Source organism: Enterococcus malodoratus (assembly GCF_027659535.1).
Taxonomy (GTDB): domain Bacteria; phylum Bacillota; class Bacilli; order Lactobacillales; family Enterococcaceae; genus Enterococcus_A; species Enterococcus_A malodoratus.
Genome location: NZ_JAQDPG010000003.1, coordinates 337,728 through 351,911 on the forward strand (window position 1 = coordinate 337,728; position 14,184 = coordinate 351,911).

At 37.7% G+C, this 14,184-nt stretch carries 9 protein-coding genes; all 9 read right to left on the reverse strand.

Annotated elements, in window-relative coordinates:
• Positions 1-17: 17 nt before the first annotated feature.
• The gene (locus PGP85_RS07575; RefSeq protein WP_270326865.1) at positions 18-839 is read right to left on the reverse strand and encodes a class C sortase; all 822 of its coding nucleotides are present in this window, start codon (positions 837-839) and stop codon (positions 18-20) included.
• A gap of 57 nt (positions 840-896) precedes the next feature.
• Positions 897-2,480 (reverse strand): SpaH/EbpB family LPXTG-anchored major pilin, encoded by a 1,584-nt coding sequence (locus tag PGP85_RS07580; protein ID WP_270326866.1) that lies wholly within the window; start codon positions 2,478-2,480, stop codon positions 897-899.
• Positions 2,470-6,471, reverse strand: a complete 4,002-nt coding sequence (locus tag PGP85_RS07585) for a SpaA isopeptide-forming pilin-related protein (RefSeq protein ID WP_270326867.1) — start codon at positions 6,469-6,471, stop codon at positions 2,470-2,472. Before PGP85_RS07585 ends, PGP85_RS07580 begins: the two co-directional genes overlap by 11 nt.
• Positions 6,472-6,767: 296 nt before the next feature.
• Entirely contained in the window at positions 6,768-7,331 is a 564-nt protein-coding gene (locus PGP85_RS07590; RefSeq protein WP_270326869.1) for a VanZ family protein, read from the reverse strand.
• A gap of 134 nt (positions 7,332-7,465) precedes the next feature.
• Complete coding sequence (locus tag PGP85_RS07595) at positions 7,466-8,296, reverse strand: LCP family glycopolymer transferase (RefSeq protein ID WP_408639892.1); 831 nt, start codon at positions 8,294-8,296, stop codon at positions 7,466-7,468.
• A gap of 264 nt (positions 8,297-8,560) precedes the next feature.
• The gene (locus PGP85_RS07600) at positions 8,561-9,961 is read right to left on the reverse strand and encodes a lipopolysaccharide biosynthesis protein (protein ID WP_270326871.1); all 1,401 of its coding nucleotides are present in this window, start codon (positions 9,959-9,961) and stop codon (positions 8,561-8,563) included.
• A 14-nt stretch (positions 9,962-9,975) separates the two neighbouring features.
• Complete coding sequence (locus PGP85_RS07605) at positions 9,976-11,037, reverse strand: NAD-dependent epimerase/dehydratase family protein (protein ID WP_270326872.1); 1,062 nt, start codon at positions 11,035-11,037, stop codon at positions 9,976-9,978.
• 1 nt (position 11,038) lies between these two features.
• Positions 11,039-12,814, reverse strand: a complete 1,776-nt coding sequence (locus PGP85_RS07610) for a thiamine pyrophosphate-binding protein (protein ID WP_270326873.1) — start codon at positions 12,812-12,814, stop codon at positions 11,039-11,041.
• Positions 12,815-12,828: 14 nt separating this feature from the next.
• The gene (locus tag PGP85_RS07615; protein WP_270326875.1) at positions 12,829-13,944 is read right to left on the reverse strand and encodes a polysaccharide pyruvyl transferase family protein; all 1,116 of its coding nucleotides are present in this window, start codon (positions 13,942-13,944) and stop codon (positions 12,829-12,831) included.
• Between the last annotated feature and the right edge of the window lie 240 nt (positions 13,945-14,184).

Genomic DNA, 14,184 nt, shown 5'->3' on the forward strand with positions numbered 1-14,184 from the left:
AAGGACAAATTTTTTGTTTAGGATGCTTTTTCTTTTTGTTTATTCCGCCAATAATTAAATAGGATCAACAGTAGCATGACTCCGCTAGTAATCAGTACGGCTTTTAACATTAGATGATTTTCCTTTGTCATGCGTTTCTTCTTCACTGTTTTCTGCGGTTGATAAGCGACTCGTTTTCCCCGTACTAACAAGCGATGAGAGTTGACTCCATAAGGCGTACAGGTCAATAATGTCGCGTAGTCCTTTCCTTTGACTGCCTTCAAATGCTCTGTCTGTTCCGGCTCGATCACGGAAATCTTGTCCACCTCATACGCCAGCGTCCGATCCAGCACATGAATATAGAAATGATCGCCCTTTTTTAATTCAGTCAAATCCGTAAATAATTTTGCTTGGGTCAAACCAGTATGGGAAGTCAGCACCGTGTGCGTACCCTCTCCTCCAATCGGTAAGGCCGAACCTTCCAAATGCCCCGCCGCTTTTCGTAAGACCTGATCCTTTGTCCCATGATAAATCGGCAAGTTCACCCCAATACTAGGAACCTCAATCTGCCCCATCGTCCCATCAACATTGAGGACACGATAATAATTATCCGGCATCACGATCCCCGAACCCGGCATAAACGGGTCGTGCGCCGGTTGTCCCAACAGGTTTTCATTATAAATCTGAGCGTGTTGAAAAAGCTCTGCGATTTGTTCAGGGGTAAGTTTATCTGCCGCTTTTTGGTAATTATCCATTACTTGCGTCGCGTTTTTCTGATTCAGGTAATTCCCGATAAAAGGGTAAGCAATGATCCCGATCCCCGAAATTAATAGCAGAACGATCAATATGATCCGTTTCATTGTTTGCCCCCTTTCTATGTATAGAAAAAGCCGAGGGCTGCTCGGCTTTAGCTTTATTTAGACCGTTTTCTTCTTTTTGTTCATCGTTAAAATGATCGCCAGCCCGATCAGGACAATCCCGAAAACAACTAGCAGTAAGGTGCCGACTCCACCGGTATTTGGCAGGGTGAAGCCTTTCTTATTGACGATATCTTTTACTACAACGTGATTTGTATCTTCATCATCAAAAGATGCTTTTACTGGATCTTGAAGCAGATTATATCCGCTTGGTGCTTTAGTTTCTTCGATGTAGTACACCATGGCTGATCCATCCGCCTTGTGTGTTTGTAACCCGGAGAAAGTAGCGAGTCCGTTGTCACCAGATTCAACTTCATAAAGGGAATACTCACCCGGAACTGTATCGCCATCCTTGAACGCCTTGATTTCATCAGAGGCATTTTTATAGATATAGTATTTGTCGCTGCCATCTAAGTAATAAAGTTTAAATTCAGCACCACTTAGATTGTTGCCATCTTGATCCTTTTTCTTAATACTTACTTCACCCGTATTCACTTCAGTTGGCGGTGTTTTAATCTCTCCATCTGGAGTCGTGGTATTTTCATATTCAATCGTGGCTGTATTAGTAACCTCATTTTTCTCCACATCATTGATGTTCTTGTTAACGGTCGTTTTAAAATCAATTCTGATTTTCACCGCATCTACATTAGCCGCTAGTTTAGCAATTCCCTCGGGGGTTAACGCAATAATTATTTTTTCTTTATCTGGGCCACTAGCTGGTGTATGGGTAACGCCAAAATCGGCTGGATTTGCCAACGTTTCAACAACGGTCGTTCCGTTCGCTTCGGTTCCAAATACTTCCACACTGTTTTCCACAAAATTCAATTTTTCATCCAATTCATCGACAATAGAGAAACGTTTGTAATCGCTAAAGTCCGTTGGGATATTTGCGGTTACAGACCATTTAACTTCATCGCCGACATTGACTGATGGTACCTCTGGTTTTTTCTCAGGATTTAATCCCTCATTTTTGGGATAGACATGCACATCAGTCAACCAGCTTTCGCCATCTTTCCCGGTCATAGGAACGGCAACAACAAATGGTTTCACCTTCGATGTGATGTTCACTTCTTTACCATCCACTTTCGGCGTGTCGTAGGTGAGGTTTTCTTCTACAAAATAGTAGCCCTTTGGCAGGTTTGAAAAGATCAGTTCGCCATTAGCATCCGTTACTTGGCTACCATTATTCACATTAGCACCTAAAGCATACGTATAAATTTTTGTACCGTCACTAACTTCGAGCTTGCCACCAGCATTCTTTTTGTATGTCCAACCAGTGCCGCCTTGAGGAACTGCATGTTGCTCTTTTTCAGCAGCACTTGCTGGTACGCCATCGATCAGCTCTAACTCTCCAATCTTGTATACATCAAAACCAACACCGCTAACTGGCGGATTTGTAATATCAGATTGGACCGTTCCATCGTTTTCTTTCCCTGTCGGATAAGGATTTTCATCATCGACCCAATATTTATGAATGTGCAAATTTCCAGTATCTGGTGCAGCCGCGAACCCTGTCACAGCCCCTCCCAACATTGTCGCTAACATCAATAGTACCGCTACTATCTTACTTAATTTATTTTTCATCTTCTTTCCCCTTCTCGTAAGTTGATTTATTTTTTCGATTCTGCAAAAGAATGACCACAGAGCCAAGTAATACAATGCCTAATACAACCAAGAACAATCTCATGTATCCGCCCGCTTTAGGTAACGTATTCTTTAGATAATTAGGTAAATAATAATTCCCATTGTCCACTCTAAAGGCGGGTGGCAGCGGATCGCCTCTTCCTCTGATGGTTTCGATCTCACCATAAAAATTCACTGTAACGATCCACGAACCCAACGGCAGCTGATATCCCGGATGTGTTTTCGTTTCCACCAGTAGATAATCCCCGCGCGTCAAATTCTCAAATGTTACTCGCCCCTTATCCGAAGCATTCTCACTACTGATTTTCTCGATTGGATTAGCCATATCCCATTTGGTATCCGATGCTTCAGGATCTTCACTGCCGCTGCTTCCAGCCTCGCCATCTTTTACTTTATAAAGAGAAAAGTGAACACCGCCTAATGGATTACGGTTCGCATCTTCTTTCGTGAAATAAATCGGTTTGGCTTTGTTGGTAAAATAAATATTGGTTCGATCATCGCTGATTTTGTGGCCGGGGTCTTCGCCGTCCACAGCTGCATTTCCTGCTACGATCTTATACTTCACATCAAATATCTCGAATTGTTGGGTAGCTGTGTTCCAAGCTGTCTTAATCAACCAATAGCCCTCTGCTCGTTGATAGCCGCTATACGTTCTTGTTTCGCGAACAGCATACCAATCGTAGTTTTTGTCCTCCCCGCCGTTTAAACCAGTCTGTCCGATGGTCGCAAAGTATCCTTGATTATCTGTAGCAGCATTCGATGCTATTTTCGTCCACTGCCCCCAATTGTAAGGATAAGTCTCATTAAAGTATCCGTCAGAATTCCAGCGATAGATATCGAATTGGACCTTTTGCTGATCGGTTGAAGGCATTGCTTCTTCTTGTTCATTAACTTTAAAGAGCGAAATATCTGGTTTTCTATTTTTCAAAATATAGCGATTGCCGTTTGCCTCACTAGGCAGCTCAAAATCTGGCTTATCAACTTCTGTTCCATTCGCCCAGCTCGGGGCAGAAAATATCGATTTTTCACTCATTCGAACGACCCAATAAACCTCTCGATAAGTGGACAAATTAGCTGGTGGATTATTATATGGCAGGACATAATCTGGATAAGTAGCAACTTCAACAATTGCATAATACTTCGTTAGATTGGTAATCTCAGGAACACGAATTCTTCCCAAAGCATCCGTAGCGATTGGAGCATCATTAACCTTTGTCCATACGTCAGGTTTGGCTTGCGGTCCATTTCCAGGATTGTAAGGATTACTTGTACTCCAGTTTCCATCCCACTCATAAACATCAAAGGCGACTTTCATTTCTCGTCCTTGTTCATCCACTAGCTGATTGCCATTTGAGTCCACCGAAGGCATCATTTCGCCGTCCATCCCTTGTTTATACAAGGTGAAGGGGACTTCTGCCGCGACAGTGTAGTAGAGCTGCAAGGTTAAGCTTCCATCTTCTGCTATGGTTCCAGTGATCTTGCCGTACGCGATTGACAAATCTTCGTCGTATTCGTAAGACTTCAGTAACTCCATCGATGGCTCGCCAACAACTGTTTGTCCCAGATAACCCGACTTTTCTTCTGACAGTTTCAGTTCAAAGTTATCTTTCGCCGTGTTTCCTTCACTCTTTTGAACATAGTGCTCTACCGTATAATTTGCTTGGGGAAGCTTTTTATTCCATACCGTCACGGTTGGTCCTCTTGAGGTTGTAGATGGAATGTCAAAGGAATCCGACACTACAGCCGTGCCATTCCAATTGGGTGATTCTTCTTCATCGTAGCCGGCCGCGGCCTTCGTCTCGACAAAACGATACGTGCCATTTGTTAAGCCCAGCGCACCAAAATCAACTTTCACTAATCCGTTGGCCGTCTTCTCTACAGTGATGCCGTTCTCTACTTCGAAATATTGGATGCCATCAGTTTTAAAGGTTAGCAATTCGCCGTTCTTTTTAACGTCGTTCCAATTGGTTCCATTTTTAATTTGCAACTTGAACTCTGCACCATTGATCGGAATATACGCATCATTCTCATCCCGTTCGACATCGAATTTTTGCAGCAAAGCCTGATTTGTATTCAAGGTGATACTGCCGTAAGGGTTTTGCAGATTCGCAGTCGCGCCATCTCGCTTCGGCATCGGTTCAGGTTCCTTACGATTCAAGGTCAGCGCACTATGAGTATAGATCGCCGCCTCATTTCGAATAGCTCCTGATGGTGTATCTGGCAGGTAACGGACAGTTAAGGAAATATTATATGCCGCAATTCTTCCGCCAATCACATTGGAATCTCCATACGTTATCGAATAGTAATTCTCCAAGAGTTCGCGATCTTCTTCCGCATAATAGCCTCGTCGGATCGTATAATCCGCTGCTTTAGCGGCGAATTGCGTAATGTTGGTACTGACACCTGATTTAGGATTCACGATCGTTCTTCCTGTATAGGCCCCGTCTGTTAAATCGCTGATTTTTTCCTGTTCATTGTTGGTCTTATCCATCAATCCATAATGCATCATCACCGTGGAAACCCCAGAAGTTTCTTTGTATACTCCATATTGATAGGGTGCTGATTTAACTCGCGTTTTAAATTGGGCCTTCGTTTCACCAGCGCCTTGTGTCAAAAGGGTAAAACCCGTTCTCGTTTTCGGCTTTTGTATCTCACTATTATCCGAACCAGAACGATATGTCGGCCCATTCCCATAATCCGCTAAAACATAGGATTGGAAACCGGCTGTTGAGGAAGGATATACTCCTTCTTGCTTTGAATAATTTTCTTGTGTCAGACCAATCGGAATCGGGATATACCCCGCGATCGTCAACGAAGTCAGATCCGCACCCGCAGGCAGCACATCTTCTACATAACCACTGGCCTCACTTCCAGCGATTTGCACGGAATTATCCGTATAATTGGTTCCCCATGGAAGCCAGACATCACGCCCCGGCTTATCCGTATAAAACCCTTGATACTTATTCCCCGCGCCGCCGTTCACCGCGTAGTCTACTCGATCTCCGCCTAATTCAATATTGGCTGCCCCATTAAATTGAATACCCCACCTCAACGAATTGTTGGACGCAGCAGAGCCAAACTTAAAAGAGAAGCCGTTCGCAGCACTCAACGCAATTTCATTGAAGGTAATACTCTTTGTCAGGGCCCCTCCACTCGCATCCTGACCAAAGGAGACATTTTGCACACTCGCTTTCGTGACATAGTTCATAAACCCTTGAAAGGTCAACGTAGAGTCAATCGTGTAAATAGGGGAGGTTCCAACCCCCTCTAAAAATTCAACGCGGATCACCTGTGTGTTTTCTGTGGCGGAATTTTCAATATGATAGCGATAAATGTGCTCCCCATCATCAGTCGTAACCGTGCTCCATCCACTAGGCACCGCGTACCAGTGCCCACTATCGTGATTCTCATTTTGTGGAATAGTTAAGATAAAATAATCATTTGGAAGCAGGTTTCGACCTAATTTGTCAGCCGCAATCGTCCAATCGAAAGAAAAACTATAGGCCTGATTCGGTACAGCATGACTCTTCGAATCACCAGTCAACGATTCACGAGTTCCGTTGTTATCACGGAATAGCTCCCAATCCTCCACAACCACCGCATTCAAAATATTTTGAGTAGAAGCACGATCCTCTTTAACGGTCGCTTCATTCTGAACAACATTTTCAGACTGCTCTGAACTCGACTCGCTGGTGGACTCCGGCTCTGTGCTCGCCACACTTGATTCATTACTGACAGCCGCTTCATCCAATTGTGAATCGATCGTCGGCAACAAGTCATTCGTGCTCAGCATTTCACTTAAGGGTTGAGAAGAAGAAGTTTCCTCGTTAGTTGTCCCTAATGAAAGAGTTGGAAACAAGAAGGATAGAAGAATACAGAAAACGACAAGCAAACAAATCAGTTTCTCTTTATTCCATTTTTTAGTCGTCATTGTTTGATAAGTCCTCCTTCCATTTATTCATTTCCTTCGTTTCTTTTGACAGAAAAAGAATTCACATTACAAAAAAAGCCATTTTATACCATTTAAAGAAAATTCATTAATTAAAATATGACTATTGTAATTTAATTTTACTATTATTTATTTAATAATTCAAACTTTTTATAGATATTCGACAAATAAATATTAAAACAGAGCTATTTATCATTAAAATATTACTGATTATATAAAAATAACTTTTATAACAAAAAAAGACCGGAGAAAAATTCTCCAGTCTCACATTATGCACTTTATGCCATGCGTCTTTTTATTTGCGTACAAAGGAAATAGCCGATCATACAACCCGTAAAGTTTGTAATGACATCCCAAATATCAAAAGTCCCAATGTAAAAGACGTATTGGATCGTCTCAATCCCAATGATCGTGATCAACGCAATCACTGCCGCCTCAAGCTTTTTCGCCCGCAGCCCGTACAAACAGCCTAATGGAATGAAATAAGCCGTATTCAAAAACAATTCGATGATCTGTTGGCCATTATTCAAATACAATTCAAAAGGATTCAAATTGAATGAATGATAAGCCCGCGCTTTCGTAAAGAGCATGATAAACAATAATAGAAAGTAGCAGCTATAAAACAGATACAGATAAATATTCCATAACCGCTTCTGCTCCCACTGCCAATAAAACAGCCACAGACTCAAAAAGATAAATAACCACAACGCCTCATCCGTATATTCAAACCGCTGCGCCATCCGATCCAAGCGAGGATAATTCTGCAAAGTCGGCATGACCAAATAATAGACCATCCCATAGCTCAGCAGCAAAGAAACAATCCCTGCGATGATTCTCTTCATTCGATCCCCTCCCCGATATCCTTATAGCAAATAATTATAACGAAACATTGATGAGGGTTCATTAAAAAGGCCGCTTCGCTAGAAAAGCTTAAAGAAAACCCAGAGGTTGGGGGGCCTCTGGGTTTGATTAAGTCTTATTTCAGTTGGGCTTTCAATTCATCTTGAACCCGTTCCAACTCACTCGGATCAATCCGCTGATAAGAGAGACCATCCTGCATGAAGCCGGTGCCCTTCATTTGATTCGATTTGATATGATCAAATGCTGCTCGATAATCTCCCATCAAAGTGCGCATATCCGTAAAGGTCAGATCAGTCTTCACGTTCTTACCCACCGTCTTCAAAATCGATGAATAGTTCGTCAGACCCTTTGTACTCAAAACCTTCTTTGCCACACCAGTAATAATTTGCCGCTGTCGCCCCTGCCGACCATAATCCCCCTCCGGATCATCATAACGCATCCGAGAATATTTCAGCGCATCATCACCATTCAATTCCTGCTTACCTTTAGGAAATATTTTATCTTCATATGTAAACTCAAATGGATTATTGACCTCAATCCCATCGACCGCATCCACCAAAGTCTCAATACCCTGCATATTGATGGTAATGTAATGATTGATCGGAATATCCAGCAGCTTTGCCACCGTATCCATCGACATCGCCGCTCCACCAAACGCATACGCATGATTGATCTTATCCTGCGTATTATGACCAACAATCTCCGCATAAGTATCACGAGGCAAACTAGCCAGCAACGCCTCATCCGATACCGGATTCACCGTCGCCACCATCATCGTATCCGATCGCCCTTGCTCAGTGCGCCCAAGCGCACCCGTATCCACTCCTAAAAGTAAAACACTGAAGGGCTCTTGTTCAGATAGATTCACTTTGCGCTTATCCGACTCATCCTTATGATCCACAGACTCGTATGCGTTGTTCGCTGTGGATTTTACGTCATGGTACATCTTTGCTCCAACGCCGACTATTACTAGGATGATTGCTAGTAGAATTGCTAGTAATGATAATAGATTTTTTTTGGAGCGATTTATTTGGTTTCTTTAACTGTCCATAAAATCAACTAGCTTACTTGAATATTGAGCTATATAGTTTTATCAACATAGTTCACTCAATCACTATGACCTGCATACTAATAATTTTGTAATGAATGGGTTTTGGATAACCATACTTTATATTTATTCAATTCATCCCTTCATAAGAATTATAAAAGGTCATATTGTTTTTCTATGGAAAAGCATTTGGAAAAGAGTGAATATCAATTCTCGATTAACAATAAGTACAATAATTAAACATGATATTTCCCATATACCTAGTCCTATTCCATTCAATAAATACAGACCAGCAATTTGAATAAAAATGAACAAATGATTCTTAACAAGATTAGGTACATCGATACTTGTTTTGACAAACCTTTTTGTATCCTTCAACCGAATTAACCAAATTATGAAAAAACTAATTGATGAACTAATTCCTGCGCCGTTAAGACCAATCATCGGAATAAGTACTATATTACCTAAAATACTTATCACTGAACCTAAAACAGTAGTAGTAAAAACTTTCATAGTTTGCTTTGAAGCCGCATAATAATGACCCAGAAAACTTGAAAAACTTGAATATATAACTGTCAATAACAAAAATGGCACAAATTTCCAAGAAATAAAGTATTCTTTAGACACTAATAAGTTCATCAAAGGTTTTAATATTAATAAAATTCCGCTCATACCTATAAATAAAAATTTCGAATATAATGAGAAAATTTTTGAATAGAAATTACTACTATCTTCAGAGTTGAACTCTTCTATAGCCGAAAGTTGCCATGCCTGAAAAAAAATAGTATTTAAAATATTTAATAAAGACGGTATTTTATTGGCTACTGCAAATATTCCATTCGCTGCCGTATTCAAAAAGAATAAAATGAAGTACCTACTGACAGTGTTTGTAATCCACCAAGCTATACCATTAGGGATAAGAGGTATACTATATTTTAAAAGTTCTTTAGAACCCTTTTTACTTATTTTTTTTACATCGATATTCTTATGTAATGCCAAAACTATCCAAAGTCCAATATCCGAGATTATAGTGGCAACCAGAACAGACAATAGATACCCATGAATTCCGAAATTGAAAATAACTAGGAATAAAATGTTCAATCCTGCCGTTAGAAATGAGAGTATTATACCATTCACTGCGAAGATATTTATTTTGTCAATTGCTTTAGCATATTGCGAAAAAAGCATTTGAAAGGACTGAGCAATTAGTATGGATATGATATAGATACTATAATCTACATTACATATTTTAAATAATGGAATAGAGAAAATCATTATAACTACTCCAATCATACTAATGAACATACTATTACTAAAAACTTCTTTAATGTCTTTATTTCTGTCTAATGAAAATCTTAATACTGCATCATAAACGCTTAAAGAAATGATGGGAAGTAAAAGAGAGAGGGTAGACAATACCAAGTCTGAAATCCCAAAATCACTTTGGGTCAATTTCCAAGTATACAAAGGTAACATAAAAAAAGAAATTAGTTTACTACCCAAATTTCCTACTGCAAACAATATGGAATTTCCAGCTAATCTTTTGTATTTATTTTGTGCCATTGCTATAATAACCCCTACTGTTTTTTTATTTCTAAATAGCTTAATAAGTATTTACATCTATTTTTAAGTGAGGCTCCTTTCAGAGGAATTCTAGAGTGTGTAATTCGATCCATTTTTGCATGTGTTACATAATTAATATCTTGAAATACTTTTTCTTTATCAGTAATATTTTTTACTTCTTCGGATAATCCTTTTCTCAAAGGAGTCAGGTCAGTTTGCCTCATTCCATTAATTTTTAATATTTTCGAATTGTCCATAATTCTATTGAACATGCGATCATACTCTATTTGATAATAATTTCCCACAATTTTTATATAGTTCGAGTGATTAATTTTACATATTTTTAAATTTGTAAATTCAGTGTATATTTGAGCAACATCTTTCCAAATTACAGACTCGCTTGTTACTACGTTATAGTCCTCCTGAAACACTTCTGCTCTATTTACTAACCCAACTATCATTTTTGCCACATCTCCGGCCCAAGTCATCGTGGTCCTTTTAGTCAATATTTTCTCACTCACGGGTACTGGAATCCCTAACTGAGCTCTAAATATTATCGAATCTGCTTCCAAAGTAGCTAATTGAAAACGTTCCTTAGAATAGGTAATTGACGGTCTAATAATGGTCCAATTTTTATAAGAAGAGTTAACCAAGATACTTTCCTGTCTTGCTTTAGAAAGACCGTATTCATCTGTTTCAAGATAGTCTTTATCCTTTACTACATCAAGAAGCTTGGGAGATTTTTCGACAATTGGTGTTTCACTGTTTGCAAAAACTCTATATGAAGACACGAAGATATAGTGATACGTTCCCTCTAATAAATCTGATGCTCTCAATTTAAACTCTTCCGTGGTATAAACCATGAAATCAATAATAACGTCCCATTTTCGTTGCAATAACTGTTCCAAAAATATTTTATCATGAGCATTTCCTAGTAGGTAATGTAAACCTGAGTTATCGCTCTTCCTTTTTTTCCTAGTTGTGACAAAAATCTCATACTCTTTTTTAAATAACTCTGGAACTACGTAAATCCCCATAGCACCAGTTCCTCCCAATAAAAGTGCCTTCTTTTTCATTCTATTTTTTTCCTATAACCTTTAATCTATTTTTTACATCACTGGATAGTCGTTTTTTTATATTGTTTTTCAGTTTCGCGCTTAACAACAAATTATTATCCAAATTGCTTATTTTTCTTAATGCCTCAGAGTCATCTTGAAACTTTGTGAAGCATTCAAAAACTATTATCTTTTCACTATCACCTAAAAATAATGGCAATTTTTGATTAAACTCATTTCTATCAGTAGCTGAAATATAATCCATACCAAATGACTCTACCCAACATTTAGCCGGACTACTTTTTCCATTTATTATTCCGAAATGGTCCGCAGCAGCTATAAACTCATCGGCCTTATCACCAAATCTAGAGCCAATATGTGAGTAATTCTTAAATTCTCCCCCTCCGCCATTATTAATCAATATTATTCTAAGATTCTCTCTGATATGCTTATTTCCTAGTACATTCATATCATAAAAAAAGGCCAAGTCACCTAGAACAATAAAATTCATTTTTTTAGGAGAAGCTAACGACGAACCCACTATTGTGGACAAACACCCATCAATACCAAATCCTCCAACATTAGAATTAGTAGATACCGATGAATCATATTCAAAAAAATTATTACTTCGTAAACTGTTTAAAATTCCAAAATGAATATTAGAATCTTTGGGAAGTCTTTGTGATAAAGCTTGTGCTATTGAAATATTTGAAAACGGTAATCCCTCAATATCATTTCTTAACAACTTTACATATTCTTGCCATTTTTCTAAATATGTTAGACTCTCCTGAATAGATTTAGCTTCCTTCACCATTTGATTAAAAAAATCTTGCTCTTCACAATGAAATATATATTCTATTTTCTTAAATGTGTCCTTCAATTCCCCATCATTAGAAACTCTCCAAACCTTAGCTTCACAATTTCCTAAAAAATCAGAAGTGGCGTAATCGCCAGATACTTCACCGATATGAATAATTAAATCAGGAATCAAAGAATTATATATAGACTTCTCCTTATTAGCATTTAGACAAGCTATAGCACTAGTAACTTTTCCATAACCATTATAGTTACTTGTATGATCACAAAGGACAACACTACTATATTTTTTACAAAAATTTTCAATAGCCAAACTCTCTGATGCTTGAAATTTTTTATGACTTCCAATAAATATTGCAATACGATAATTTTCTGGTATTTTAGGGAATTTTTGTTTCTCAGTTATAATATCAGCGAACTCAATTTTAGGGAGATTCTTAGTTGAAAAGGTTCCTTTATATGATGTGGGTAAATTAATATGAATAGGACCGCTACCATTTTTCTTCAATTCTAAAAATGCTTTATTAACTAAATACTTACAATACCAATAATCATTGGCATCCTTTACAATAGGTAACTGAACAGAAATCGAGGCAACATCATTAGGAATAGAAGTTCTATCTATATTTTGTGGTATTAAATTTCCAATTTTGTCATTACCATTTGTAGATGTTATTGCAACAATTGGGAGCTTTTTATAAAAGGCTTCTGTTAACCCTGACAAGTAATTTCTAGACGCCGTAGCTCCGGTACAAGATAGTGCAACAGGTTCTCCAGATTCTAAAGACAGACCACAAGCTAGATATGCTGCTGACCTTTCGTCAACTGAAGAGTATACTTCAAAATATGAATCATATTGTATGCTTTGTAATATAGGAATATTTGTAGTCCCTGCTGAGGCTACAACTTTTTTAACTCCCATTTTTTTTAACCCCGCCAAAACAAGCTGTGCGTTAACTTCATCTGTATAATAATTTTCCACTAGTTATCACCTCTTTAAATTCTTTTTATCTGTTCACTCAAAAAAACAAATGATAGTTCTTTTTTCCTTTGCAGAATTTTGTTAACTGAATAATAATCGATCTTTCTTTTTGTTTGATTGAAGTCATGTTTCTGATAACTCAAATTGAATGTAGTCAATAAAGTATCGATTCTAGAATTCATAGATTCTAGATTGGAGTTTCTATCGAATACTTCAAAATATTTCTCGAAAATAATTGAAAATATACAGGCGTGGAAAGAGTCGGTAAAAACTGCTTCTGCATTATAAATAAGTTTTACAAAATCAATTGGACCAGCGACCCAGCACTTATCATCGCTCGGATCGCCAAGATTATATATTTTTAACTTATTTAGTTCTGCATATTGCCTAATATATAATCTTTCTTCGTCTGAGGGATTCCCCAAAAAATAAGTAAGAATATATTTTTCACCTTTTAAAGATATTTTACTTTTTCCCATCAATACCTCCCAGTCCTTAATCGATAGAAGCATAGTTGGATCTAAAACAACCTGAGCATCCCGTGATACCAGTTCTTTTACTATCTCAAGCCCTGATTGTTCTCTAACGGAAATTGTATCTAAGTTATTCAACCCGTTTATATAACAACTTTTCATTTCACTTGGAATTTTACTAACTCCAAAGCTCGCCGCATAACTAATTACTTTCTGATTGCTTAACGCATAAGGAACAAAGTCTAGTTCAGAAAAACGATCAAAATCATAATTCCATACTTGGTCACTTCCGATAATAAAAAGGTCATATACCGAAAAAGAACTAAAATCTTTTGTATTTTGATTTACCTCGCTGGTCTCTTTTATAAATTCTTCGGTAAATTCTTTAAATGCAATGCTTCTTCTATAATCTAAATCATTCCTAATTTTTGAATCCTTTGTAGTAAATACCCTTCCTGCTACCTTTTTTAGTATAGAGCCATCTTTTAAGGCATTTATAAATCTTTCCTTTTTATTAAACCTTGGTATGCAAGTTAAGTTTTTTATAGTTAATACTTCTGCATCAAAATGTTTCTCCAGAATTTTTTGAAGGGCATAATTTTGTAATCTATTCCCATAATTACCATAATCAGTAATCGTACTTATTGCTATTTTCATAAATTAAGTTTTCCTCATATCTTTTTTTTTGAAAAATTTTAAATACCGTCTCAAGTTAACATTTTTAATATTGTTATCCATTTATTCTTTAGCAAGACGTATTTTGCTACATATTTGAATCCCTTTATTTTAAGGACACAAATGTTTTCAAAATTACTCCTATTTAGATTATTCTCAAGAGAGATAGCGTAAAATATTTTGTGTAAATAGAATTTTTGAGTAGAAAAAAAGAAAGTCCAT

Bases quoted from the DNA above. Each gene is read 5' to 3' on its own strand.
- PGP85_RS07575 (WP_270326865.1), bottom strand. From the start codon at position 839: ATGAAACGGATCATATTGATCGTTCTGCTATTAATTTCGGGGATCGGG.
- PGP85_RS07580 (WP_270326866.1), bottom strand. From the start codon at position 2,480: ATGAAAAATAAATTAAGTAAGATAGTAGCGGTACTATTGATGTTAGCG.
- PGP85_RS07585 (WP_270326867.1), bottom strand. From the start codon at position 6,471: ATGACGACTAAAAAATGGAATAAAGAGAAACTGATTTGTTTGCTTGTC.
- PGP85_RS07590 (WP_270326869.1), bottom strand. From the start codon at position 7,331: ATGAAGAGAATCATCGCAGGGATTGTTTCTTTGCTGCTGAGCTATGGG.
- PGP85_RS07595 (WP_408639892.1), bottom strand. From the start codon at position 8,296: ATGTACCATGACGTAAAATCCACAGCGAACAACGCATACGAGTCTGTG.
- PGP85_RS07600 (WP_270326871.1), bottom strand. From the start codon at position 9,961: ATGGCACAAAATAAATACAAAAGATTAGCTGGAAATTCCATATTGTTT.
- PGP85_RS07605 (WP_270326872.1), bottom strand. From the start codon at position 11,037: ATGAAAAAGAAGGCACTTTTATTGGGAGGAACTGGTGCTATGGGGATT.
- PGP85_RS07615 (WP_270326875.1), bottom strand. From the start codon at position 13,944: ATGAAAATAGCAATAAGTACGATTACTGATTATGGTAATTATGGGAAT.